The 23,427-nt window shown below is 73.4% G+C and carries 21 protein-coding genes and 1 pseudogene; 12 read left to right on the forward strand and 10 right to left on the reverse strand.

Features of this window, described 5'->3' with window-relative positions; all coding sequences use genetic code 11:
* Positions 1 to 17: 17 nt before the first annotated feature.
* Positions 18 to 632, reverse strand: coding sequence for a TetR/AcrR family transcriptional regulator (locus tag AY578_RS09260; RefSeq protein WP_019522409.1), 615 nt, complete (start codon positions 630 to 632; stop codon positions 18 to 20).
* Between the two features lie 68 nt (positions 633 to 700).
* Entirely contained in the window at positions 701 to 2,302 is a 1,602-nt protein-coding gene (locus tag AY578_RS09265) for an MFS transporter (protein WP_019522410.1), read from the reverse strand.
* 226 nt (positions 2,303 to 2,528) lie between these two features.
* On the opposite strand from AY578_RS09265, the gene panB reads away from it, so the two are divergent.
* The 3 genes from panB (at position 2,529) to AY578_RS09280 (ending at position 5,456) form a co-directional block, all read left to right on the forward strand.
* Positions 2,529 to 3,404 (forward strand): 3-methyl-2-oxobutanoate hydroxymethyltransferase, encoded by an 876-nt coding sequence (panB, locus tag AY578_RS09270; protein WP_019522411.1) that lies wholly within the window; start codon positions 2,529 to 2,531, stop codon positions 3,402 to 3,404.
* A 211-nt stretch (positions 3,405 to 3,615) separates the two neighbouring features.
* Positions 3,616 to 4,650 (forward strand): efflux ABC transporter ATPase subunit, DrrA-related, encoded by a 1,035-nt coding sequence (locus tag AY578_RS09275; protein WP_215048665.1) that lies wholly within the window; start codon positions 3,616 to 3,618, stop codon positions 4,648 to 4,650.
* Entirely contained in the window at positions 4,647 to 5,456 is an 810-nt protein-coding gene (locus AY578_RS09280; protein ID WP_137209778.1) for an ABC transporter permease, read from the forward strand. The genes AY578_RS09275 and AY578_RS09280 overlap by 4 nt, the downstream gene beginning before the upstream one ends.
* Before the next feature lie 3 nt (positions 5,457 to 5,459).
* Here the strand turns inward: AY578_RS09280 and AY578_RS09285 are convergent, their stop codons facing one another.
* Complete coding sequence (locus AY578_RS09285) at positions 5,460 to 8,582, reverse strand: ATP-binding protein (RefSeq protein WP_337663106.1); 3,123 nt, start codon at positions 8,580 to 8,582, stop codon at positions 5,460 to 5,462.
* A pseudogene (locus tag AY578_RS33820) lies at positions 8,561 to 8,959 on the reverse strand (AfsR/SARP family transcriptional regulator); the annotation flags it as partial. The gene AY578_RS09285 and the pseudogene AY578_RS33820, both read right to left, overlap by 22 nt.
* Between AY578_RS33820 and AY578_RS09295 the strand changes: the two are divergent.
* The gene (locus tag AY578_RS09295) at positions 8,901 to 9,695 is read left to right on the forward strand and encodes a site-2 protease family protein (protein ID WP_258902246.1); all 795 of its coding nucleotides are present in this window, start codon (positions 8,901 to 8,903) and stop codon (positions 9,693 to 9,695) included. The pseudogene AY578_RS33820 and the gene AY578_RS09295 sit on opposite strands and share 59 nt — an antisense overlap.
* Before the next feature lie 333 nt (positions 9,696 to 10,028).
* Here AY578_RS09295 and AY578_RS09300 read toward each other — a convergent pair whose 3' ends face one another.
* Positions 10,029 to 10,220, reverse strand: coding sequence for a hypothetical protein (locus AY578_RS09300; RefSeq protein ID WP_028959796.1), 192 nt, complete (start codon positions 10,218 to 10,220; stop codon positions 10,029 to 10,031).
* A gap of 54 nt (positions 10,221 to 10,274) precedes the next feature.
* Positions 10,275 to 10,991 (reverse strand): NADPH-dependent F420 reductase, encoded by a 717-nt coding sequence (gene npdG / locus AY578_RS09305; RefSeq protein WP_019522417.1) that lies wholly within the window; start codon positions 10,989 to 10,991, stop codon positions 10,275 to 10,277.
* A 154-nt stretch (positions 10,992 to 11,145) separates the two neighbouring features.
* Here npdG and AY578_RS09310 point away from each other — a divergent pair, with 154 nt between their 5' ends.
* Positions 11,146 to 11,748: a hypothetical protein gene (locus tag AY578_RS09310; protein ID WP_019522418.1), complete on the forward strand. Its 603-nt coding sequence runs from the start codon at positions 11,146 to 11,148 to the stop codon at positions 11,746 to 11,748.
* Positions 11,749 to 11,757: 9 nt separating this feature from the next.
* Here AY578_RS09310 and AY578_RS09315 read toward each other — a convergent pair whose 3' ends face one another.
* On the reverse strand, positions 11,758 to 11,985 hold the full coding sequence (locus AY578_RS09315) for a hypothetical protein (RefSeq protein WP_019522419.1): 228 nt from the start codon (positions 11,983 to 11,985) through the stop codon (positions 11,758 to 11,760).
* A gap of 58 nt (positions 11,986 to 12,043) precedes the next feature.
* Here AY578_RS09315 and map point away from each other — a divergent pair, with 58 nt between their 5' ends.
* Both map and AY578_RS09325 read left to right on the forward strand, forming a co-directional pair.
* On the forward strand, positions 12,044 to 12,901 hold the full coding sequence (gene map, locus AY578_RS09320; protein ID WP_026243445.1) for a type I methionyl aminopeptidase: 858 nt from the start codon (positions 12,044 to 12,046) through the stop codon (positions 12,899 to 12,901).
* 184 nt (positions 12,902 to 13,085) lie between these two features.
* Entirely contained in the window at positions 13,086 to 13,733 is a 648-nt protein-coding gene (locus AY578_RS09325; RefSeq protein ID WP_258902247.1) for a biliverdin-producing heme oxygenase, read from the forward strand.
* Between the two features lie 58 nt (positions 13,734 to 13,791).
* Here the strand turns inward: AY578_RS09325 and AY578_RS09330 are convergent, their stop codons facing one another.
* A complete protein-coding gene (locus AY578_RS09330) occupies positions 13,792 to 14,481 on the reverse strand; it encodes a PhzF family phenazine biosynthesis protein (RefSeq protein WP_258902248.1) in 690 nt (229 codons plus the stop codon).
* 217 nt (positions 14,482 to 14,698) lie between these two features.
* Here AY578_RS09330 and AY578_RS09335 point away from each other — a divergent pair, with 217 nt between their 5' ends.
* Positions 14,699 to 15,865 carry a serine hydrolase domain-containing protein gene (locus tag AY578_RS09335; RefSeq protein ID WP_258902249.1) on the forward strand — a complete coding sequence of 389 codons (1,167 nt, stop codon included), beginning with the start codon at positions 14,699 to 14,701 and terminating at the stop codon, positions 15,863 to 15,865.
* 108 nt (positions 15,866 to 15,973) lie between these two features.
* Here the strand turns inward: AY578_RS09335 and AY578_RS09340 are convergent, their stop codons facing one another.
* Together AY578_RS09340 and AY578_RS09345 are read right to left on the reverse strand one after the other, a co-directional pair.
* Positions 15,974 to 17,482, reverse strand: coding sequence for an HtaA domain-containing protein (locus AY578_RS09340; RefSeq protein WP_258902250.1), 1,509 nt, complete (start codon positions 17,480 to 17,482; stop codon positions 15,974 to 15,976).
* A gap of 30 nt (positions 17,483 to 17,512) precedes the next feature.
* Positions 17,513 to 18,943: an HtaA domain-containing protein gene (locus tag AY578_RS09345; RefSeq protein WP_258902251.1), complete on the reverse strand. Its 1,431-nt coding sequence runs from the start codon at positions 18,941 to 18,943 to the stop codon at positions 17,513 to 17,515.
* A 102-nt stretch (positions 18,944 to 19,045) separates the two neighbouring features.
* Between AY578_RS09345 and AY578_RS09350 the strand changes: the two genes are divergently transcribed.
* From AY578_RS09350 to efeO, 4 genes are all read left to right on the forward strand, one after another.
* Complete coding sequence (locus AY578_RS09350) at positions 19,046 to 20,062, forward strand: heme/hemin ABC transporter substrate-binding protein (protein WP_258902252.1); 1,017 nt, start codon at positions 19,046 to 19,048, stop codon at positions 20,060 to 20,062.
* Positions 20,063 to 20,064: 2 nt separating this feature from the next.
* On the forward strand, positions 20,065 to 21,153 hold the full coding sequence (locus AY578_RS09355) for a FecCD family ABC transporter permease (RefSeq protein ID WP_370879017.1): 1,089 nt from the start codon (positions 20,065 to 20,067) through the stop codon (positions 21,151 to 21,153).
* Positions 21,154 to 21,338: 185 nt separating this feature from the next.
* A complete protein-coding gene (locus AY578_RS09360; protein ID WP_210634274.1) occupies positions 21,339 to 22,160 on the forward strand; it encodes a heme ABC transporter ATP-binding protein in 822 nt (273 codons plus the stop codon).
* Between the two features lie 127 nt (positions 22,161 to 22,287).
* A complete protein-coding gene (gene efeO / locus AY578_RS09365; protein ID WP_136237830.1) occupies positions 22,288 to 23,424 on the forward strand; it encodes an iron uptake system protein EfeO in 1,137 nt (378 codons plus the stop codon).
* The last annotated feature ends 3 nt before the right edge of the window (positions 23,425 to 23,427 follow it).

Raw genomic sequence — 23,427 nt, forward strand, 5'->3', positions numbered from 1 at the left:
CGCACATCGCGGCCACGTCATGCGGGGCGCAGCCCCTGGAGCAGGGTGTCGACGACACGCTCGGCGAGGTCGGCGGGCAGCTCCGCGTCGGGCCGCAGCACGGTGCGGACCAGGACCGGGCCCACCACCATGTCGTTGAGGAGTTCCAGGTCGACGTCGGCGCGCAGTTCGCCGTTGTCACGGCCCCGGCGCAGCACCTCCAGGCCGACGCGGCGGCGCGGCTGGATGACGGTGTCGTGGTAGGCGGCCCACAGGTGAGGGCTGGACTTCATCTGGGCGCGGACGTTGTGCAGGATCGCGGAGGTGCGGCCGGCCAGTCCGCGCAGCCGCAGCGACTCCAGCAGGACCACCAGGTCGTCGCGCATGGAGGTGCCGGGCAGGTCGGGGTCGGGGGGCTCCGCGGCGCGCATGACGTCGACGAAGAGCTGCTCCTTGCCGGTCCAGCGCCGGTAGATGGCGGCCTTGCCGACGCCTGCGGTGCGGGCGATGCGCTCGATGGAGAGTTCCGCGAGCGGGACGCCGTCCTCCAGGAGCTTCATCACCCCCTCGATGATGGCGCGTTCGACCGCCTCGCTGCGGGGGCGTCCCCGTGCGGGGCCGTCCTGTCGGGGGCCGCTGCCGGCCAGGCTCACGTCGTCGGTCCTTTCGGTGGTCCGGGGACGACGATTCTCCCCGGTGGGCGCGGGGGCGCCGCCCGGGTTCAGCCGTCGGCGGACTCCGCGGCGGACACCAGCTTCCCGTCCGCCTCCGCGCCGCCGGGGCCCGGGGTGCGCCCGGGCAGGAACACGGCGACGACGACCGCGCCCAGCACGGCCACCCCGGCGCCCCACAGCGCCGTGACGTGCATGGCGTGCAGGAAGGCGTCGTCGGCCGCGGCGGCCAGGGCGTCGGCGCGCGGGCCGAGCCGCTCCGCGACGGCCAGGGTGGCCTCGATGGACTCGCCGGCCGCGTGCCGGGCGCCGGGCGGCAGCACGGCCAGCTCGTCGCGGACCGAGCCGCGGTAGGCGGTGGAGAGCACCGAGCCGAGGACGGCGATGCCGAGGGCGCCGCCGACCTGCCTGAAGGTGTTGCTGAGCGCGGACGCGGAGCCGGCCTTCTCGCGGGGCAGCGCCTGCATGATGACCACGCTGACCGGGGTCATCACGTGCGCCATGCCCGCGCCCATCAGGAAGAAGATCACTTCCAGGATCCAGATGGGGGTGTCCTTGTCCAGCGCGGCGAACGCGGCCAGCATCCCGGCGAGGACCAGCAGTCCCGCGGTGGTGGTGGCCTTGTTGCCGAAGCGGTCCACCAGCAGCCGGGCGCGCGGGGCGAACACCATCTGGGCGGCGGCGAGCGGAATCATCAGCAGACCGGTCTCCAGCGGCGAGTAGCCGCGCACGCTCTGGGTGTAGAAGACCGCGAAGAAGGTCACGCCCATCAGGGCGAAGAAGACCAGGGCGATGGCGGCGATCGCCGCGGAGAACACCTTGTTGCGGAAGTAGTCCATGTCGATGGACGGGTGGTCGCTGCGCTTCTCGGCGATCACGAACACGGTGAGGACGGCGAGACCGGCGCCGATGGCGCCCAGCACCACGGGGTCGCCGAAGTCGGCGAGCTGGCCGCCCTTGATGATGCCGTAGACCAGCAGCACCAGGCCCGCCACGGACAGCACCACGCCCAGCGGGTCGATCCGGCCGGGGTCCGGGTCCCGGGAGTCCGGCACCAGCCACAGCATCAGGCCGATGCCGAGGACCACGATGGGCACGTTGACCAGGAAGACCGAGCCCCACCAGAAGTGCTCCAGGAGCAGTCCGCCGGTGATCGGGCCGATGGCGATGGCGAGGCCCACGCCGCCCGCCCAGATGCCGATGGCCTTGGGCTGCTCGTCCCGCTCGAAGACGTTCATCAGCACGGCCAGGGTGGCCGGCATGACGAACGCGGCGCCCAGGCCCATCACCGCGCGAAAGCCGATCAGCTCGGCCGGGGTGCCGGAGAACGCGGCGAGCGCCGAGCCGATGCCGAACACCGCCATGCCGCCGAGCAGCACCTTCTTGCGGCCCAGCCGGTCACCGAGGAGCCCGGCGGAGAACAGCAGGCCCGCGAAGACGAGGGTGTAGGCGTTGATCGCCCACTCCAGCTCGCTCTGTGTGGCGCCGAGGCCGGTGGGCGCGGGCGTGGAGATCGTCTTGATGGCGACGTTCAGGATCGAGTTGTCCAGGACGACGATCAGCAGGCTCAGCATCAGCACGCCGAGGATCGCCCAGCGGCGGCGGTGGACGGCCTCCGGGACCCGGCGGGCGGGGGCGGCGGGAGAAGTCATGCGGACCAGCCTAAGGACTTCCGATACGGAACCGTCTCGTATCGGAAAGGCTTTGCCGTAAACATGCCCCGACATTGCACCGCGCTGGGCCATCCGGAGCAGCGCGGCACGGCGGGGCGGAGCTCACAGGGGTGCCTCTGGCCCTCGTCCGGCGGAGGTGCCACCATGGACGTGGTCCGGGGACGCCGTCAGGGCGCCTCGAGATGACGTGTTGGGAGACGGATCCATGACGCAGCTTTCGGCTGCCCAGACCGGGACGCCCGGTTCCTCCTCCGGCGGCAAGACGCTGTACGGGGGCAAGGGCTCGCGCCGCATCACTGTCCGGGACATCGCCCTCGCCAAGGAGCGCGGCGAGAAGTGGCCCATGCTCACCGCGTACGACGCGATGACCGCGTCCGTGTTCGACGAGGCCGGCATCCCGGTGATGCTGGTCGGCGACTCCGCGGGCAACTGCCACCTCGGGTACGACACCACCGTGCCCGTCACCCTCGACGAGATGACCATGCTGGCCGCCGCCGTCGTCCGGGGCACCTCGCGCGCCCTGATCGTCGGGGACCTGCCGTTCGGCTCCTACCAGGAGGGTCCGGTGCAGGCGCTGCGCTCGGCGACCCGGCTGGTGAAGGAGGCCGGGGTCGGCGCCGTGAAGCTGGAGGGCGGGGAGCGCTCGCACCGGCAGATCGAGCTGCTGGTGGAGTCCGGCATCCCCGTGATGGCCCACATCGGGCTGACCCCGCAGTCGGTGAACGCCATGGGCTACCGGGTGCAGGGACGCGGTGAGGAGGCCGCCCAGCAGCTGCTGCGGGACGCGAAGGCCGTGCAGGACGCGGGCGCGTTCGCGGTGGTCCTGGAGCTGGTGCCGGCCGAGCTGGCCGCCGAGGTGACCCGCACGCTGCACATCCCGACGGTCGGGATCGGCGCGGGCCCCGAGACCGACGCCCAGGTGCTGGTGTGGACCGACATGCTCGGGCTGACCGGCGGCCGGGTGCCGAAGTTCGTCAAGCAGTACGCGGACCTGCGGGGCGTGATGGCCGGGGCGGCGAAGGCGTTCGCCGAGGACGTGGTCGCCGGGTCCTTCCCGGCCGAGGAGCACTCCGTGCACTGACCCGCGCCCGGGTGGGGCGAGCCACCGCGCACGCCCCTGTGAGCCACTGTCGCACCACCACGACGGCCCGCCGATCTTCCCCCGTCGGCGGGCCGTCGCCCTTTTCGCCGGCACCTCTCCGACACCCCGCCGACACGGTGCGCGGACGCCTGTCGGCGGGTGTCGGCGGTCTGTCGGGGCTTTGTCGGCGGGCGCTGCGATCGTCGGGGACATGACGCGATACGACGAACGAACGGGGGGCGCGGGAAGCGCCGTGACCGTCCGGGGGCTGGTCAAGCACTACGGGGAGACCAAGGCCCTCGACGGGGTCGATCTGGACGTGGCCGAGGGCACCGTGATGGGGGTGCTCGGGCCGAACGGGGCCGGCAAGACCACGCTGGTCCGCATTCTGTCCACACTGCTCGCCCCGACCTCGGGGCACGCCACCGTCGCCGGGTACGACGTGGTCCGCCGGCCCCGGCAGCTGCGCCGGGTGATCGGGCTGACCGGGCAGTACGCCTCGGTGGACGAGAAGCTCCCGGGCTGGGAGAACCTCTACATGATCGGGCGGCTGCTGGACCTGCCGCGCAAGGAGGCGCGGCGCCGCGCCGACGAGCTGCTGGAGCGGTTCTCGCTCACGGACGCGGCCAAGCGGCCCGCGAGCACCTACTCCGGCGGTATGCGGCGCCGGCTCGACCTGGCGGCCTCCATGATCGGCCGGCCCGAGGTCCTCTTCCTCGACGAGCCGACCACCGGGCTCGACCCGCGCACCCGCAACGAGGTGTGGGACGAGGTCACGAGGATGGTCGGCGAGGGCGTGACCGTCCTGCTGACCACCCAGTACATGGAGGAGGCCGAGCGGCTCGCCTCCGAGCTGACCGTGGTGGACCGCGGCAAGGTCATCGCGACCGGCGGCATCGAGCAGCTGAAGGCGAAGGTCGGCGGGCGGACGCTCCGGGTGCGCCCGGCCGACCCGGGGCAGCTGCGGCCGCTGGCCGCCGCACTCGACGGCCTCGGCGTCACCGGGCTGGCGACCACCACCGTCGACGCCGAGGGCGGCGCGGTGCTCGTGCCGGTCCTGAGCGACGAGCAGCTGACCGCCGTGGTCGGCGCGGTCACCGCGCGCGGGATCACCCTCAACGCCCTCACCACCGAACTGCCCAGCCTGGACGAGGTGTTCCTGTCCCTCACCGGCCACCGTGCCGGTGTTCCGGAGGACGCCCCGTCCGCCGGCACCCGTGACGACCGTGAGGAGGTCGCCGTATGAGCGCCGCCACCACCACCGCGGACGACGCCCGTATCCCGCTGCGCGGCCACCTGCGCCACACCGGGGCCCTGGTCCGCCGCAACCTGCTGTGGATCAAGCAGGACCCTGAGTCGATGTTCGACGCGCTGCTGATGCCCGTCGTCTTCACCCTGCTGTTCGTGTACGTCTTCGGCGGCTCGATCGGGCAGGCGCTGGGCGGCGGCCAGGACGGCTACGTCCAGTACGTCATCCCCGGCATGATCGCGATGATGAGCATGACGCTCTCGCAGGGCGTCGGCACCGGCTTCAGCCAGGACTTCAACTCCGGTGTCATGGACCGCTTCCGGTCCCTGCCGATCGGGCGCGGCTCGGTGCTCTTCGCGAAGATCGGCGTGGAGCTGGTGCGGATGCTGTTCGCCACCACCGTGCTGATGGTCGTCGCCGTGCTGGTCGGCTTCGAGATCCACCACTGGGCCGGGCTGTTCGCGGCCGTCGGCCTGTCCGCGGTGTTCGCCTCGTCGATCATGTGGGTGTTCCTCACCCTGGGCGTGGTGCTGAAGAACGCCCAGTCGGTGCAGGCGATGGGCTTCCTGGTGCTGTTCCCGCTGCAGTTCGGCTCGTCGATCTTCGCACCGACGAACTCGATGCCGGGCTGGCTGCAGGCCTTCACCGACTACAACCCGCTCTCCACGCTCGCCGACGCGGCGCGCGGGCTGATGCTGGGCGGCCCGGTCGCCCACGACCTGTGGGTGACGCTGGCCTGGTCGGTGGGGATCACCGCGCTGGCCGCTCCGTACGCCATCCACAAGTTCCGCACCAAGAGCTGACGTTCACCTCTCGCGCAGCATCAGGGCGGTGGCCTCCTCGACGCCGAGGCCGCCGCCCTCGGCGTACGCGGCCTCGAAGGCCGCCTCGTCCAGCACCCGGCGGATCCGCTCCTCGGCACGGGCGCGGGTCGTGCGTTCCATGAGGTTCGCGCGGTGTCCCTCGGGCAGCCAGGAGTCGGCGGCGCCCAGGCAGCGGGCCGCGTCCCGGGCGTGCCGGCCGCCGTCCAGTCCGGCGAGGGCCGCGGCGGCCAGGACGACGTACGAGGCGCGCAGGTGCGGGGCCATGGCGAGGACAAGCGAGTCGCCCGCCTGCCGGATCGCCTCCCGGACGGTGTCGAGTCCCCGCGCGTCGTCGCCGTCGGCCACCTCGATCCAGGCCTCGGCGCCGAGGATGAACACGTCGAAGACCACGTAGTGGGCGAGGCGGAACTCCTCGCGCAGCGCCCGCAGATGCTCACGGGCCTCCGAGGTACGCCCGCTCACGCACAGCCAGCCGATGAGGAACAGCCGGGCGGCGGGCAGCGCCTCGACCTGCCGGCCGCGGGTGGAGTCGATGACCTCGCGCAGCAGCCGCTCGCCCTGCTCGGTGTCGCCCGCCTCGATCAGCGCGTCGCCGAGCCGGGCGGTGAGCACGGCCGTGTGGGAGCGGGCGCCGAGGCGTTCGGCGTGCTCGATGGCCGCCCGGTAGTCGGCGGCGGCCTCCCGGTAGGCGCCCGCGCGTTCCTGGGCCTCGCCGCGCGCGGAGAGCGCCTCGGCGATGCCCCAGGTGTCGCCGAGGCGCCGGTGGATCTCCAGGGCCTCGTCGGCGTCGCGGCGGGCGTCGCCGGCCCAGTCGCTCCGGTTGGCGAGGAAGTTGGCGCGCAGCTGGAGGTTGCAGGCCAGCTCCCACTCGAAGCCGGGGTTCTCCCGGCAGGTGCGGATCGCCGCGTCCACCACGTCGCGCAGCCGCTCCATGTCTCCGGTGAGCATCACGGCGAACGTCCACAGCAGCCCCGGCGGACGGCAGACCTGCGGCAGTCCCGGCTCGTACGTCGCGGACACCAGGCGCAGCCGGTGCTGGGCCCGCGGGGTCTGCCAGTCGTCCAGCTCGGTGTCCATCTGGGCGAGATGGGCCAGGTGCGCCCCGCGGCGGGCCTCGGCGAGGACCTCACCCGTCATCGGGGGCGGTCGGTCGGTGCAGCGCTGCCACAGCGGTGCGGCCGGACGCACGGGTTCGGTGAACGGGTCGGGGGCGAGCGCCATGACCTCCCTGCACCAGGTGCGGGCCTCGATACGCAGGTCGCGCATCTGCCAGTACCAGACCAGGGACAGGACGATGCAGAGCGCCTCCTGCTCGTCGCGCCGGGCGACGGCGTGCCGCAGGGCGGTGCGCACGTTCTCGTACTCGCGCTCCAGCCGGGCGACGGCCTCCACCTGGCGCGGGCCGCGCAGCAACGGCTCGGTGGTGCGGGCGAGTTCACGGTAGTACGTCAGATGGGCGCGTTCGGCGTCGTCGCGTGCGCCGGTCTCGTCGAGGCGTTCGCCCGCGTACTCGGCGACGGTCTCCAGCAGCCGGTAGCGCATGCCGCCGTCGCCCGACGGGGCGGCCACCACCAGGGACTTGTCGACGAGGGAGCCCAGCGCGTCCAGGGCGGCGGGGCCGCACACGGCCTCGGCGGCGGTGAGGTCGCAGCCGCCGGCGAAGACGGACAGGCGGCCCAGCACGTCGCGTTCGCCGGCGTCGAGCAGTTCCCAGGACCAGTCGACGACGGCCCGCAGGGTCTGCTGGCGGGGCAGGACGGTGCGGCTGCCGGAGGTGAGAAGGCGGAAGCGGTCGTCGAGCCGGTCGGCGATCTGGCGCGGGGTGAGCATCCGCAGCCGGGCGGCGGCGAGTTCGATGGCGAGGGGCAGGCCGTCGAGGCGGCGGCAGATCTCGGCGCACGCCTCCGGGTCGTCGTCGGTGCGGAAGCCGGGGCGGGCGGCGGCCCCGCGCTCGGCGAGCAGGCGCAGCGCGACCGGTTCGGGCAGCGGCTCCACGGGGCGCAGCGACTCGCCGCGCACGCCCAGGGGTTCACGGCTGGTGGCGAGGACGGTGAGGCCGGGACAGCGTTCGAGAAGGGTCTCCACCAGGCGGGCGGCGGCCTCGACGACGTGCTCGCAGTTGTCGAGGATCAGCAGCATCCGGCGGGGCCCGCAGTGCTCGGCGAGCCGGTCCACGGGGGCGCTGTGCCGGTCGGTCACGGCCCGCATGCCCTCCGCGCCGGCGCCGTACAGCACGGTCTGGCGGGCGCCGACGGCGGTGAGGACCGCCGCCGGCACGGCGTCGGGGTCGTCCACGGGCGCGAGTTCGGCGAGCCACACGCCGTCCGGGTGCGCGGCCCGTACGGTCTCGGCGGCCTCCTGCGACAGCCGGGTCTTGCCCGCCCCGCCCGGGCCGAGGAGCGTCACCAGGCGGGCGGCTGACAGGTCGGCGCGGATCGCCTCGATGTCCGCCTCGCGGCCGACGAAGGAGGTCAGGCGGGCACGGAGGTTGCCGGGGGCGGCGGCGCGCGCGGGCGGTTCAGGCTTCTGCGGCGTCTCGGCGTGGAGCAACTCGGCGTGCAGGGCGCGCAGTTCCGCGCCGGGGTCGGAGCCGAGGCGGTCGGCGAGCAGCCGGCGCACCTCCTCGTAGGCGGCGAGCGCCTCGGCGGTGCGGCCGGTGTCGCGCAGGGCGCGCAGCCGCAGCGCCTGGAGCGGCTCGTCCAGGGGGTGGCTGTCGCAGAGGGCGGTCAGCTCGGGGAGGGACTGCTCGGCCTCCCCGAGGGCCAGGGCGGCGGTGTGGCGGGCGCGCAGCACGTCCAGGTGGCGGGTCTCCACGCGGGCCGCCTCGGCGGTGCGGTCGGGCAGCCCGGGCAGCGCGGTGCCGCCGCGCCACAGGGCGAGGGCGTCGTCGAGCACGGCGGCGCCTTGGCGGGGTCGCCGTCGGCCACGGCGCGCAGGCCTCGCCGCCAGCCGCTCGAAGCGGTGCAGGTCGACGTCGTCGGGGGCGGCGGTGAGGCGGTAGCGCCGTCGGCGGAGGCGACCGCGTCCGCGCCCAGCGCCCGGCGCAGCCGTCCCACCAGGGCCTGCACCGCGCCGGTGGCGTCGGCGGGCGGGTCGCCGTCCCAGACCTCGTCGACCAGCAGGCCGACCGGCACGGTGCGGCCGGCCCGCAGGGCGAGCACGGTCAGCAGGGCGCGCAGCCGTGCGCCGCCCACGGGGACGACGGCGCCGTCGGGGCGGACTGCCTGGGTGGTGCCGAGGATGCGGTAGCGCACGGGGTCCATTCTCTCCGGTGCCGGCCGCGGGGGGACGCGCGGGCCGGGGACAGGGGCGCCCTCACCTTGCACGGAACCGGGCGGCCGTGCGAAGCGTTTTCCGGGCGTGGCGGGTCCCGGGTACGGTCGGGCAGGCCCGCGCGCCCTTCTTCTCTCCGCAGGGAGTCCCATGAGCACCGCCGTCACCCGTCCCGGCGACCGGAGGGTCAGTCCCGTCTTCCTGGGCATCCTGGCCGTCTCGGCCGTCACCGGCTGGGCCACCTGGACGGGGTTCGCCGCCGTGCCGGGGCTCGCGGTGTTCCTGTTCGTGACGTCCGCGTGGGTCGTCTCCCTGTGCCTGCACGAATACGCGCACGCGCGGACCGCCCTGCACGGCGGGGACATCTCGGTCGGCGCGAAGGGGTATCTCACGCTGAACCCGATGAAGTACACGCACGCGCTGCTGAGCATCGTGCTGCCCGTGGTCTTCGTGATCATGGGCGGGATCGGGCTGCCGGGCGGGGCGGTGTTCATCGAGCGCGGGCGGATCCGGGGGCGGTGGCGGCACAGCCTGATCTCCGCGGCGGGGCCGCTGACGAACGTGCTGTTCGCGGTGGTGTGCACGGCGCCGTTCTGGCTGGGCGCCCTGGACGGCGTGCCGCCGGCGTTCCGGTACGCGCTGGCGTTCCTCGCGCTGCTGCAGGTGACGGCGGCGATCCTGAACTTCCTGCCGGTGCCGGGGCTGGACGGCTACGGGGTGATCGAGCCGTGGCTCTCGCACGGGGTGCGGCGCCAGGTCGAGCCGTTCGCCCCGTTCGGGCTGCTGTTCGTGTTCGCGCTGCTGTGGGTGCCGTCCGTCAACGGCGTCTTCTTCGACATGGTCAACGGGTTGCTGCGCGCCTTGTGCATCGAGGAGCTGGACACGGACTGCGGCTTCAATCTGTTCCGCTTCTGGCAGGGCGCGGACGGTTTCTGCGGGGTCTGAGGGGCGGCACCCCTCTGACTCCCTGTGGGGCGGCCCCCCTCCCTGCGGGTGATCGCGCCGGGGGCAGCCCCACCGCCCCCGCTACGGGCAGCCGCACCCGGGGCAGACCCCACCCCGCCCCGCCCCCGCCGCTGCGGGCAGTCGTGCCGCTGGGGCGGCACGGGTGGGCGCAGCGGCACCCACCACCCGGGGCAAGGTGACCGACCGTGCGCGAGTGCAGCCGGCGGTGCCGTACAGGTGCCCCGGGCCCGACTCCCTGCCGGGTGGGGACGCCAGGCCCGCCCGCGAGGCAAGGCGTCCCGCCGGGACGCGGAGGGGTGTCGGCCCGCCGGGTCAGTTGGCCGCCGGGGTGTCCTCCCGGGACGCCCGGTCCCGGCGGAGGTAGTACCACGTCATGTTCGACGACAGGCCCGCCAGGAGGATCCACACGACGCCGATCAGCACGCTGCCCTGCACGAAGGACACGACGGCCGCCGCGACGGCGAGGAGGCACACGGCGAGGGCGTAGACGGCGAGGCGGGGCATGGTGGGAGGCTCCTGTCGGGGGACACTGCTTCCGCTCCAGTGTCCCCCATCGCCTCATACGTCCGTGACGCGGAGCCCCGCGTGCGCCTTGTAGCGGCGGTTGACGGAGATCAGGTTGGCGACCAGCGACTCCACCTGATGGGCGTTGCGCAGCCGCCCGGCGAAGATGCCCCGCATGCCGGGGATGCGCCCGGCCAGCGCCTGCACGATCTCCACGTCGGCGCGGACCTCGCCCAGCACCATGACGTCGGTGTCGATCTCGTCGATCTCCGGGTCCTGCAGCAGCACCGCCGACAGGTGGTGGAAGGCCGCCGTGACCCGTGAGTCCGGCAACAGCGCGGCGGCCTGCTGCGCGGCGCTGCCCTCCTCCGGCTTCAGCGCGTACGCGCCCTGCTTGTCGAAGCCGAGCGGGTTGACGCAGTCGACGACGAGCTTGCCGGCCAGCTCCTCGCGGAGGGATTCGAGGGTCTTGCCGTGCCCGTCCCAGGGGACGGCGACGATGACGACGTCGCTGCGCCGCGCGGTCTCGGCGTTGTCGGCGCCCTCGATGCCGTGCCCGAGCTCCTCGGCCGCGGCCTGGGCCCGCTCGGCCGCGCGGGAGCCGATGATCACCTTCTGGCCGGCCTTGGCGAGCCGGTAGGCGAGGCCCTTGCCCTGCGGTCCGGTGCCGCCGAGCACGCCGACGACGAGGCCGGAGACGTCGGGCAGGTCCCAGGGGTCCTTGGCGGGGGCCTTCTTCGGGGGCTGCTGTGCGCTGTCGGTAGAGGTCATGGCCCGACTCTACGGCCGTGGACACCCCCGCACCGGCCGGGCGTGAGGCCCGTCACGCGACGCCCCGCCGGTGTCGCGCCCGTGTCCCCGGGTCGGGCGAACCCTTCCCGAACACCGGGACGCGGACGTGCCGTTGGGGGCAGGATGCGGCGGCATGGATGCCGTACGGGTGGCGCTGCTGAGGGAAGTGCTCGCGGGGACGGAGTGGCTGGGGGCGACCCGGCACTTCGCGGGGACGCTGCGCGGGTCGGTGGTGTCGCACGGCGGCGGGCTGCTGCTGGTGGGCACGCCGGAGTACGAGCCGTGGCACCTGGCGGCGCACCTGGTGGACGAGGCGGCGTGGTCGGGCACCCCGGAGCTGGCGCCGACGCTGGTGCGGCACGACGCGCGTGCCACGGACCCGGCACACCTGGCGGTGGGCCTGGGGAGGCTGGAGGCGGCGCGGCGGGGCGAGACGCTGCTGGTGGTGGCGCCCGGCGAGCCGCCCGCGGCGCTGCTGGAGCGGGTGTCGGACGCCCGCCGCGCCGGGGCGACGCTGCTGTCGCTGGGTCCGGAGGCGGGCGAGCTGCCGGCGCTGGCGCACGAGGTGCTGCCCGTCCCGGACGGCTCCGAGCTGGACCTGGACACCGTGCAGCACCTGGTGAGCGCGGCGGCCGGGGAGAACGCGCTGCCCGCCCGCCGGGGCCGCCGCCGCTTCCGGGACCGGCTGTCCCGGCTGGCCGACCTGCTCACCGCCCCGCCGCCGACCCGCTGGTGAGGCGGGCGCTCAGTCCTCGTCGCCGCCCTTCGGCGCGTCGTGCCACGCGGGGTCGTTCTCCCACTGGAGGTTGCGCTCGCGGGCCTTCTCCATCGCGTGTTCCGCCTCGGCGCGGGTCGCGTACGGGCCGAAGCGGTCCTTGGCCGGGCACTCGGGCCCTTCCTCGACCTTCTTGTGCTCCAGGCAGTAGTACCACTCGCCGGGTTTGCCGGCCGTGCGCTTCTTGAACAGGGGCATGACGGCTCCTCTCGCCACGGAAGATGGTCCCCCATCGCCGCTGAATTAGACTCACGGCATGTCTGGCCAGTCACTCCTCGTACCGGGGAAGCTCTCCCCCACCCGCTCCGTGCCCGGGAACATCCGCCGTCCCGAGTACGTCGGCAAGCCCGCGCCCACCCCGTACACCGGGCCGGAGGTGCAGACGCCCGAGACGATCGAGGCGATGCGGCGCGCCGGCCGGATCGCGGCCCGCGCGATGGAGGAGGCCGCGAAGCTCATCGCGCCCGGCGTGACGACGGACGAGCTGGACAAGGTGGCGCACGAATACATGTGCGACCACGGCGCCTACCCGTCGACGCTCGGCTACCGCGGTTTCCCCAAGTCGCTGTGCACGTCGGTCAACGAGGTCATCTGCCACGGCATCCCGGACTCGACGGTGCTGCGCGACGGCGACATCGTCAACCTGGACGTGACCGCGTACATCGGCGGGGTGCACGGCGACAACAACGCCACGTACCTGGTCGGTGACGTGGACGAGGAGAGCCGCCTGCTGGTGGAGCGCACCCGCGAGGCGCTGAACCGGGCGATCAAGGCGGTGAAGCCGGGCCGCCAGATCAACATCATCGGCCGGGTGATCGAGTCGTACGCCAAGCGGTTCGGCTACGGGGTGGTGCGCGACTTCACCGGTCACGGCATCAACTCGTCGTTCCACTCGGGCCTGATCATCCCGCACTACGACAGCCCGCACGCGACGACCGTGATGCAGCCGGGGATGACCTTCACCATCGAGCCGATGCTGACGCTGGGCACCCACGAGTACGACATGTGGGACGACGGCTGGACGGTCGTGACGAAGGACCGCAAGCGCACGGCGCAGTTCGAGCACACGCTGGTGGTCACGGACACCGGGGCGGACATCCTGACCCTGCCGTGACGCCCGGCGCGTCCGCACCGACACCTTCGAGGGCCCGCCTCCTCCGGGAGCGCGGGCCCTCCGCTTTTCTCGTTCCTCACGCCGTTTGCCCAGGCTGTTTGCCTGGCACACGGACGGGGGAAGTTCCCGACACATCGTCGGCAAGGCATTGACTTAGGCAAGCCTAACCATAAAAGATCGGCAGATGGACTCCTTCTCGACCCTGATCCGCACCGCCTCCCACGAGCAGCACATGGAGGCGGAGACCTCGACCTTCATGACCGATCTGCTGGGCGGACGGCTGGGCGTGGACGCCTACGCGCGCTACACCGAGCAGTTGTGGTTCATGTACGAGGCGCTGGAGTCCGGCGCGCAGGGCCTGGCGTCGGACCGGGTGGCGGGCCCGTTCGTCCGCCCGGAGCTGTTCCGGCTCGCCGCCCTGGAGCGGGACCTGGAGCATCTGCGCGGCCCGGACTGGCGCGCGACCCTGACCGCCCTGCCCGCGACACGCGTCTACGCCGACCGGGTGGCCACGGTGGCCCGCGAGTGGCCGGCGGGGTACATCGCGCACCACTACACCCGTTACCTGGGCGATCTCTCGGGCGGTCAGATCATCCGCGACAAGGCGGAGCGCACCTGGGGATTCGCGAGGAAGGGCGACGGAGTCCGCTTCTACGTCTTCGAGGGGATCTCCAACCCGGCCGCGTTCAAGCGGGAGTACCGGGCGCTGCTGGACGCGGTGGCGGTGGACGACCTGGAGAAGCAGCGGATCGTGGCCGAGTGCAAGCGGGCGTTCTCGCTGAACTCGGACGTGTTCCGCGCGCTGGGCGAGGAGTTCCCGCTGTCGGCGTGAGCCGGCCTTCCGCACGCACGGGCGGCACCCGGACGGTGCCGCCCGTTCGCCGTGCCGGTCAGCGCTCCAGGCAGACCCGGCCGCCGACCTCGGTCCAGCCCTCCGGCTGGGGTGCGGTGAGGATCTGCGAGCCGGTGCCCTGGGTGATGTTCAGGGCGCGGCCCAGCCGGTCGGTGAGCAGCAGGGCCGCGGCGCCCGTGGCCTCGTCCTCGTCGATGCCCCCGGCGCAGGCGCCGGCTCCACCGGAGCGGCTGTCGCCGCGCCCATCCGTGCGGCCGGGAAAGGCGCGGGCGCGGATCCGCCCGGCGGGCTCGTCCAGCCAGGCCCAGGCGTAGATCCACTCGCCCTTCGGAGGCACGGGCAGCTCGTCCACCTCGGCGGCGGTGGCGTACTGCCGCAGAGTGCGCGGCGGCACCCACTCCGCGCGCGCCTCGATCCAGCAGAACTCCCCGTCCTGCCGGGCGCCCACGACCCCTGCGGGCGTGACGAGTTCGGGCACGTCGAGCAGCCAGGCGGCGCCGACGCAGGGGTGGCCCGCGAAGGGCAGACGGGTGGTGGGGGTGTAGATGTCGATCACCCCGCGCTCGGGGTCGTCGACGAACACGGTCTCGCTGAAGCCGAGTTCGGCGGCGAACTCCTGGCGCTCGTCCGGTCCCGGCAGGACCGAGCCGTCCCGGACGACGCCCAGCTCGTTGCCGTATCCGCCGCGTGGGCCGCAGAAGACACGCAGCACGTCGTAAGCAGTCACGGGGGCATTCAAGCACCGTTCGCGGCCACCGGAAGCCCGCGGTCCGGTCGCCCGTCCGTCTCGGGGTCGTATCCCGGGGAAGTCCCCTACAGAACACGCGAGTTGATAAGGGGAGCGCCAGGGGCGGGCCTCGTCACCGCGTACGATCCGGCCGCCTCGCTCGATCACCAGGATGGTTCCCGTCCGCAGCACCCACCGCCGCGATCGGAGCCCTTCCATGACCTCAGGCACCACCGCCCGTGCCCGCGCCACGGCCGTGTCCGCCCTGCTGGCCTCCTCCCTGCTGCTCGTCCCCCTCGCCGGGACGGCCGCCGCCCAGCCCGCGCGGGTCTCCCCCGCCGTCTTTGCGCCTCGGGCCGACGGCTTCGACGCGACCGCGCTGGAGCGGGCGCTCGCCGAAGTCCCCGACGGGGACGTCTCCGCGGCGCTGATCCGGGTCGGCGGGAAGGGCAGCTGGACGGGGAACGCCGGCATCCGGGACGTGCGCACGGGCGCGCCCGCACTGCAGAACGCCCGCTTCCGGGCCGGGTCCACGACCAAGGTGGTGACCGCGGCGGTCGTGCTCCAGCTCGTCGCGGAGAAGCGCGTCGACCTGGACGCGCCCGTCAGCCGCTATCTCCCGGACCTGCTCCCGCCGTCCTTCACCGAGCCCCCGACCGTCCGCCACCTGCTCACCTACACCAGCGGGCTACGGCCCGGCGCGAGCCTCGGCTCGACGACCGAGGAGATGTACGCGCACCGCTTCGAGACGCTCACCCCCGAGGAGGTGGTGGCCGCGTCCGTCGCGCAGGGCCCGGCGCACACCCCGGGCGAGCGGCAGGTGTACGGGAACATCCACTACACGGTGCTCGGCATGCTGATCGAGGCGGTGACCGGCGACAGCTACGAACACCAGGCCGCCGTACGGGTCTTCCGCCCCCTCGGCATGCGGCACACCGGCTTCCCCGGCGGCCCCGACCCCCGTATCCACGGCCCGCACAACCGCGCGTACGCCGACATCGACGGCCGGACCACCGACGTCACCGAGTGGAACATGTCCGACCGCTGGGCCGCGGGGGACATGATCTCCACCACCGCCGACCTGGAGCGCCTGGTGTTCGGCCTGTTCGGCGGGAAGGTCGTGCCCCGACCGCTGCTGGACCGCATGCTCACCGTGCCGGACGTCGACGGCGCCACCTACGGGATGGCGCTCCAGCGGTTCGTGATCGACGGCCGGGAGGTCTGGGGCAAGACCGGCTCCCGGCCCGGCTACCACACGGTGCTGGGCGCCACCCGGGACCTGTCCCGCACGGTCGTCTACTCGGTGAACGCCAAGAGCGCCCGCGACGACGCCTTCCCGCTGGTGCAGCGTTTCGCCCTGCCGGCCTTCGCGAGCCGGCCGTAACCCCGCACACCGGGCCGAGTACGCGGAGAGGGCGCCCCCCGGGGGTGAGGGGCGCCCTTCCGTCGCGTGGCGACGCGTCAGGTGGGGGACGGTGTGCGTCCCCGAGGCTCACTCGGCCATCGGGCGCCTCCGGCGCAGGGCGAGGACGACGCCCGCTCCTGCGGCCACGGCCGCGCCGGCCGCCGCGCCGAGGGCGCCGACCGGGACGTCGGAGCCGGTGCTGGCGAGGCTGCCGGCCAGGTCGCCGCCGACGGTCGAGCCGACACCGCCGGTGGTGGAGCCGGAGGCGTCCGAGCCGCCGTCCGTGTCGGTGCCGCTGCCGCCGGCGCCGTTGTCGCCGCCGTCCGAGCCGCCCGTGCCGACGGGGAGTTCCGCACCTTCGGTGAGGGCCACGGCCAGACTCACCGGGTCGAGTTCGGCGCCGGCGGCGTAGAACCCGCCGAAGGCCTCCGCGCCGGCCTCGGTGAGGGTGGCGGTCACGCCGTCGAGCGTGATGACGTCGTCCTGCGCGGTGAGCGCGGCCGACGGGGCGGACAGATCGGCGAGGACCACGTCCTGGGTGGTCGTGCCGAGGTCGTCGACGTCGGCGGACAGGGTGCCCCTGCCTTGGGTGAGGTTCACCCGCAGGTCGCTGAAGGTGAGGTCGAGGCTGTAGGCGCCGTCGTGCTCGTGGCCCTTGAAGGTGACCGCGCCCTTGAAGGCGGCCTTCAGCGTGCCGGCCTCGGTGTCGTAGGCGCCGGTGGCGTCGGAGAAGGTGAACGCGCCGTTGCCGGAGGCCTGGGTGGCACCGTCCGAGGCGGTGATCGTGCCCTTGGCGACGGGACCGGTGACGTAGCTGCGGAAGGACTGCTTCACGCCCCAGTCGAGGATGCCGCCGGCTATCTCGCCCTGGGTGGCGGGCGCGGTGGACTGCGAGGCGGTGGCGCTCGGGGCGGTCGTCGGGGCCAGCGTGGTGGGCGAGGTGCTCGGGGTGACCGTAACGGTGGGCTCGGGCTCGGCGGTCGGGGTCGCGGGCGGGGTGGTGGCGGGCCCGGTGGTGGACGGCTCGGGCTCCGGTTCCGGGTCGGTCTTCTTCACCACGGTCAGCGGGTCGCCCGCCGCGCCCGCGTACTTGTCGCTGCCGAAGACCTCTCCGGCCTCCTCGGTGAGGGTCGTGGCCATGTCCGTCATCGCGCGGGTGACCGTGACGGTGGCGAGCGGGACGTCGTCCTCGGTGGTGCCGTTCCGCCGGACGTCGGCGGTGATCTCGCCCTTGCCGCTGTCGAACTTCAGGTCGGACAGCGTGAGTTCGAACCGGTGTGCCGTCGACTTGATGTTCAGCTCGCCCTGGAAGCCGAGCGACATCACGTGCGTCGTGGAGTCGTAGGCGCCCGTGCCGCCGGTGAAGGTGAACGCGCCGTTGTTCTCGGCCTGGCTCGCGCCCGCGGCGGGCGTGAAGGCGCCCTGCGCGTAGGTGGCGACGTAGGTACGGTACGACTCCTTGATGCCCCAGGTGAGTTCGTAGCCGGAGAGGGGGACCTCGGCGGCGGAGGCGGAGGGGGCGGCGGCGGCGCCGAGCGCGGCGGCCGTGGCGACCGCGGCGGCGAGGGCGAGGGAGCGGCGTCGTCTTGCGGACATGGGGGGGTGTCTCCTCGGAGGTGGAAGGGATCAGTGGTTCTGCGGGGTGTCCGCGGCGTCCTGGCCTGCGCGGCGCCTGCGGACGAGGAGTGCGGCGGCGCCGGCGAGCACCAGCAGGGATCCGGCCGCGAGGGAGAGAGGAAGTGCGGGGGACGCGCCGTCGTCGTCCGCCCCGGTGGCCTGCGCGACCGGCTCCGGCGAGGCGGCCGAGGGGGACGGGGACGCCGTCGGGGTGGCGGTGGGTTCGCTGCCCAGGTCGGGCAGGGCGGGGAGTCCGGCGGTGCCGGTGAGGGCGACGGCCAGGGTGACCGGGTCCATCGCGGTGCCCGCCGGGTACATCCCGCCGAAGGCCTCGGCGCCCCGGGCGGTGAGTTTCGCGGGGGCCTCGGTGACGGTGACGAGGCCGTTCCTCGCCTTGAGGTGCTTCGCGGTGAAGGTGACCAGCGGGACCTTGCGGCCGGTGTGGTCCGGTGACGCGACGTCGGCGTAGAGGGTGCCCTTGCCGTCGTCGACGGTGACGCGGACGCCGGTGAGCCGCAGGTCGAGGCCGTGGTCGCCGGTGAAGCGGACGGCTCCGCGGAAGGCGGCGGTGAGGTCGCCGTCCTCGAACGTGCCCTGCCCGCCCGGGAAGCGGAAGAGGGCGCCGCCGTCGAGGGCGCCGGAGGTCAGGGTCCAGCCGCCGCGGGCGATGTCGCCGGTGACGTACTCGCGGAAGGTGCGGCGCACACCCCAGTCGACGGCTCCGTCGACGAGCGAAGTGCTCTTCGCGGTCTTCTCCGCCTTCTCCGTCTTCGTGGGCTGCGGGCTCTTCGTGACGGGGCTCGTGGTCGCCGTGCTCCGCGCCTGCTGGACGTCGGCGGAGAGGCTGACCGGGTCCAGGGCGGTGCCGGCCGTGTAGTAGCCGGCGAAGGAGGCGGCGCCCTGGGCGGTGAGGGTGGCGGGCAGGTTGTTCAGGACCACGGAGGTGCCGCCGCCGCGCATGTCGATGCCGCCGAGGGAGAGGGAGGCGAAGGGCACCTGACGGGACGTCGTGACCGCCCCGGTGTCCTTCGCCTTGCTGGTGACGTCCACGTAGAGGGTGCCGGAGCCGCCGGATATCGACACGGTGGGATGGGCGAGGGTCATGTCGAGCTGGTAGGCGCCGCTGTCGGTGCGGTGCCCCACGAAGTGCACCCCGCCAAAGAAGGCGGCGCGGAAGGCGCCCGTGTCGCTGTCGTACGTCCCGGTCGCCGAATGGAAGCGGAAGCCGCTGCCGCCGACCGTGGCCGCACCGCCGGTGAGGGCGTAACTCCCGTTCGCGACGGGGCCGGTGATGTAGCGCTGGAATGACGTCTTGACGCCCCAGTCGAGCCTGCCGCCCTGGACCGTACGGCCCTCGGCGTGCGCCGTCGTGGCCGGGACGAACGCACCCAGGACGGCCGCGCAGAGCACGGCGGCCAAGGCGCGAAGACGCGTGGGCATGGGAAGTCCTCCGGGGGCGGGGCCGTAGCGAACGAAGGTAAGGCTAACCTAAGCTGCACCTCGGTCAACATCCACCCACAGCCGGAAGGAACGGACGGAACCGTGCGACGCTTGCGCACAAACCTGGCGGGAGCACTGCTGTCCGTGCTCGCCCTCGCCCTCACCACGACCGCGTGCTCGGGCTCCTCCGACGCGGCCTCCTCCACCCCCGCGGCCGCCTCCGCCGCGACGGCCGACCGCGTCGAGCCCCTCGACGACACCCCGGAGCCGAAGCTCCCGGTGAGCGTCCGTTCCGCCGACGGCCGGGAGGTGACGGTCCAGCGGGCGGAGCGGGTCGTCCCGCTGTCCGGCAGCCTCAGCGAGATCGTGTTCACCCTCGGCCTCGGGGAACGGGTCGTCGCCCGCGACGTGACCGCCACCTTCGAGCAGGCGGCCGGCCTTCCGGTCGTCACCCGGGGCCACGACGTCTCCGCCGAGAGCGTGCTGTCCCTGCGCCCCGACCTGGTGATCGCCGAGTCCGGCACCGGCCCCGCCGAGGCCGTGGACCAGATCCGTGCGGCCGGTGTGCCCGTCCTCGTCGTCGAGGCCGCCACCGGGCTCGACGACGTCGGCCCGCGCATCCAGGCCGTCGCCGAGGCACTCGGCGTGCGGTCGGCGGGCGAGGAGCTGACCCGGCGTACGGAGGAACGCGTCGCCGCCGTCGCGGAGTCGGCGCCGGCGGAGGAGGACAAGCCGCGGGTCGCCTTCCTGTACCTGCGCGGCTCCGCCTCCGTGTACCTCATCGGCGGCAAGGGCTCCGGCGCCACCTCGCTGATCGAGGCGGCCGGGGCGGTGGACGCGGGCGCCGAGTCGGGCCTGGAGAAGGACTTCACCGCCATCACCAGCGAGGCGCTGGCCGAGGCGGCGCCGGACGCGCTGCTCGTGATGTCGAAAGGGCTGGAGTCGGTCGGCGGTGTCGACGGGCTGGTGAAGATCCCCGGCATCGCGCAGACCCCGGCCGGGATGGACCGGCGGATCGTCTCCGTCGAGGACGGTGTGCTGCTCAACTACGGCCCGCGCACCGCCCAGGTGCTCGCGTCCGTCGTGGAGCAGCTGTACGGCGAGGGCGGTGCGCGGTGAGCGTGCTGACCAAGACGCCTTCCCATACGTCCCCACAGCGGGAGACCGCCCCGCCCGCCCGGCGGCGCGGTGTTCCGTGGCTGCTGACGGCCGGGCTGGTCGCCGCGCTCGTCGTGCTGGTGCCCGTGGCCGCCCACACCGGCGCCTATCCCGTGCCCGTCGGGGACGTGATCGCCTCCGTGCAGCACCGGTTGGGCCTCGGCGGCACGGAACTGGACCGGGTCGCCGAATCCGTGCTGTGGAACGTGCGTTTCCCGCGGATCGTGCTCGCCCTGCTGGTCGGGGCGTCGCTGGGGTGCGCGGGCGCGCTGATGCAGGGCGTGTTCGGCAACCCGCTCGCCGAGCCCGGCGTCATCGGTGTCTCCTCCGGCGCGGCGGTCGGCGCGGTGGGGGCCATCGCGCTGGGGCTGAACTTCGCGGGCAACTGGACGGTCTCGCTGCTCGCGTTCGCCGCCGGACTCGTCACCGTGCTGCTCGTGTACGCGATGTCCCGCTCGGGCGGGCGCACCGAGGTGGTGACGCTGATCCTCACCGGTATCGCGGTGAACGCCTTCGCGGGCGCGCTCATCGGGCTGTTCCTGTTCTTCGCGGACGCCGCCGCCGTCAACCAGATCACCTTCTGGCAGCTCGGCTCGCTGTCCCAGGCGACCTGGCCGAAGGTGCTGGCGGTGCTGCCGTGCGCGGTGCTGGGGCTGGGCGTCGCGCCGCTGTACGCGCCTCGGCTGGATCTGCTGGCGCTGGGCGAGCGGCCCGCCCGTCACCTGGGGGTGGACGTGGAGCGGCTGCGGATCGTGCTGGTGCTGGTGATCGCGCTGCTGACCGCGGCGGCGGTGAGCGTGTCCGGCATCATCGGCTTCGTCGGTCTGGTCGTCCCGCACCTGCTGCGGATGGCCGCCGGGCCGGGGCACCGGTTCCTGCTGCCGGGCAGTGCGTTGCTGGGTGCGCTGGTGCTGCTGGCGGCGGACCTGGCGGCCCGTACGGTCGCCTCGCCGGCGGAGCTGCCGTTGGGGGTGCTGACTGCGCTGCTGGGCAGCCCCTTCTTCTTCTGGCTGCTTCGGAGGACGAGGCGTCGGCATGGGGGGTGGGCGTAGAGGTCGTGTGTCGTCCGCGGCGCCGGGCGCGCAGTTCCCCGCACCCCTGGGGCGTGCGTCTGCCTCGCCGGTCGCCCAACGTCCCCCCGGCCCGTGTCCTGTGCCGAGTTCGTCCGCGGCGCCGTGGGGTCCCCGCGCCCCTGCGGGTGTCCGTTCCCTCTCCTCCTGTTCCGGAAGGCCCGTCCATGCGACTGCTTCGCCCCCGTCCCGCTCCCCCACCTCCCGCCTCCCCCGGCGACACCCTCGCCGCGGCCGAGGGTCTTCACGTCCGGCTCGGTGCGCGGGACGTTCTCCAGGGCGTGGACGTCGCCGTCCGGGCGGGTGAAGTGCTCGCGCTGGTCGGGCCCAACGGGGCCGGGAAGTCCACCCTGCTCGGCGCCCTGGCCGCCGACATCGCGCCCGCGGCCGGTGTCGTACGGATCCACGGGCGTCCCGCGTCGGACTGGTCCGCCCCCGAACTTGCTCTGCGTCGTGCGGTGTTGCCGCAGTCGTCCGCGCTGAGCTTTCCCTTCTCGGTGGAGGAGGTCGTACGGATGGGACGGGCGCCCTGGGCCGCGCTCGGCCCGGAGGACGACGAGGCCGCCGTCGCCGAGGCGATGCGGCGGACCGAGGTGACCGCGTTCGCGGCGCGCCCGTACTCCGCGCTGAGCGGCGGCGAACGCGCCCGGGTGGCGCTGGCCCGGGTGCTCGCCCAGCGCGCGCCGCTGCTGATGCTCGACGAGCCGACGGCCGCGCTCGACCTGCGCCACCAGGAGCTGGTGCTGGGGCTGTGCCGGGAGCGGGCACGGGCCGGCGACGCGGTGGTGGTGGTCCTCCACGACCTCGGCCTCGCCGCGGCCTACGCCCACCGGGTGGCGGTCCTGCGCGCCGGCCGGGTCGCGGCGGACGGCCCCCCGGAGGAGATCTTCACGGAGTCCCTCCTGTCGGAGGTCTACGACCTGCCCGTGGAAGTGCGTCCGCATCCGGGGGCGGGTGCGATTCTCGTCACTCCCCGCCGGAGTCTTTGACTCTCCTGTGGACTGCCCATGACCGTGCCTTGACCGGATCAAGACACTGCCTTTGAGTCACGGCGAGTACCTTAGGTAAGCCTCACTTTACTTGAGAGTAATCGTTCCGTCACTCACAGGAGCACTCATGCGCCCCGCCAGACTCTCCGCCGTCGCCGCCGTCGTCGCGGCGGCCGCCCTCACCGCCGTGACGGGATGCACCGAGAAGGGCGACGACGGCGAAGGGGTCGTCCAGGTCACCGCGACCGACGACACGTGCGAGGTCTCCGCGAAGGAGTTCCCGGCCGGGCACGTCGAGCTCGCGATCGAGAACAAGGGCTCCAAGGTCACCGAGGTCTACCTCCTCTTCCCCGACGACCGGGTCGTCACCGAGCGGGAGAACATAGGCCCCGGCACCACGCAGCGCGTCACCGCCGAGGTGAAGCCCGGCGACTACCGGATCGCCTGCAAGCCCGGCATGAAGGGCGCCGGCATCCGCCAGGACGTGAAGGCCACCGGCAAGGGCGCCGCCGAGCGCGACCCGCGCCTGGACAAGGCCGTCGCCGCCTACCGCACGTACGTGCAGGCGCAGGCCGACGAGACCCTGCCGCTCGCCGAGACCTTCGCCAAGGCCGTCAAGGCCGGCGACCTGGAGGCCGCGAAGAAGGCGTACGCGCCCTCCCGCGTCGGCTGGGAGCGCACCGAGCCGGTCGCCGAGTCCTTCGGCGACATCGACCCGAAGGTCGACGTCCGCGAGGACGGCCTGGAGGACGGCCAGAAGTGGACCGGCTGGCACCGGCTGGAGAAGTCCCTCTGGCACGACAAGAAGATCACCGACGAGGACAAGAAGCTCGCCGACCAGCTCGTCACCGACCTGAAGGACTGGCAGAACCGGGTCGGCACGGCGGACATCACCCCGACCTCCATGGCCAACGGCGCCAAGGAGCTCCTCGACGAGGTCGCCACCGGCAAGGTCACCGGCGAGGAGGAGCGCTACTCGCACACCGACCTGGTCGACTTCAAGGCCAACGTCGAGGGCGCCGAGAAGTCCTATGCGCTGCTGAAGCCGGTGGCCCAGGAGAACGACGCGGCCCTGGTCACCGAACTGGACAAGGAGTTCGCGGCCCTGGACGCGCTCCTCGACAAGTACCGCGCGGACAAGGACTCCTACGTGTTCACCTCCTACGACACGGTGGGCGCCGCCGGCCGCAAGGAGCTGTCGGACGCGGTCAACGCGCTCGCCGAGCCGCTCTCCAAGCTCGCCGCCGCCGTCGTGACCAAGTAGGGG

This window comes from Streptomyces thermocarboxydus (assembly GCF_024760485.1).
In the GTDB taxonomy this organism is placed as follows: Bacteria; Actinomycetota; Actinomycetes; order Streptomycetales; family Streptomycetaceae; genus Streptomyces; species Streptomyces cellulosae.

Bases quoted from the DNA above. Each gene is read 5' to 3' on its own strand.
- AY578_RS09265 (WP_019522410.1), bottom strand. From the start codon at position 2,302: ATGACTTCTCCCGCCGCCCCCGCCCGCCGGGTCCCGGAGGCCGTCCAC.
- panB (WP_019522411.1), top strand. From the start codon at position 2,529: ATGACGCAGCTTTCGGCTGCCCAGACCGGGACGCCCGGTTCCTCCTCC.
- AY578_RS09275 (WP_215048665.1), top strand. From the start codon at position 3,616: ATGACGCGATACGACGAACGAACGGGGGGCGCGGGAAGCGCCGTGACC.
- AY578_RS09280 (WP_137209778.1), top strand. From the start codon at position 4,647: ATGAGCGCCGCCACCACCACCGCGGACGACGCCCGTATCCCGCTGCGC.
- AY578_RS09295 (WP_258902246.1), top strand. From the start codon at position 8,901: ATGAGCACCGCCGTCACCCGTCCCGGCGACCGGAGGGTCAGTCCCGTC.
- AY578_RS09300 (WP_028959796.1), bottom strand. From the start codon at position 10,220: ATGCCCCGCCTCGCCGTCTACGCCCTCGCCGTGTGCCTCCTCGCCGTC.
- npdG (WP_019522417.1), bottom strand. From the start codon at position 10,991: ATGACCTCTACCGACAGCGCACAGCAGCCCCCGAAGAAGGCCCCCGCC.
- AY578_RS09310 (WP_019522418.1), top strand. From the start codon at position 11,146: ATGGATGCCGTACGGGTGGCGCTGCTGAGGGAAGTGCTCGCGGGGACG.
- AY578_RS09315 (WP_019522419.1), bottom strand. From the start codon at position 11,985: ATGCCCCTGTTCAAGAAGCGCACGGCCGGCAAACCCGGCGAGTGGTAC.
- map (WP_026243445.1), top strand. From the start codon at position 12,044: ATGTCTGGCCAGTCACTCCTCGTACCGGGGAAGCTCTCCCCCACCCGC.
- AY578_RS09325 (WP_258902247.1), top strand. From the start codon at position 13,086: ATGGACTCCTTCTCGACCCTGATCCGCACCGCCTCCCACGAGCAGCAC.
- AY578_RS09335 (WP_258902249.1), top strand. From the start codon at position 14,699: ATGACCTCAGGCACCACCGCCCGTGCCCGCGCCACGGCCGTGTCCGCC.
- AY578_RS09340 (WP_258902250.1), bottom strand. From the start codon at position 17,482: ATGTCCGCAAGACGACGCCGCTCCCTCGCCCTCGCCGCCGCGGTCGCC.
- AY578_RS09345 (WP_258902251.1), bottom strand. From the start codon at position 18,943: ATGCCCACGCGTCTTCGCGCCTTGGCCGCCGTGCTCTGCGCGGCCGTC.
- AY578_RS09360 (WP_210634274.1), top strand. From the start codon at position 21,339: ATGCGACTGCTTCGCCCCCGTCCCGCTCCCCCACCTCCCGCCTCCCCC.
- efeO (WP_136237830.1), top strand. From the start codon at position 22,288: ATGCGCCCCGCCAGACTCTCCGCCGTCGCCGCCGTCGTCGCGGCGGCC.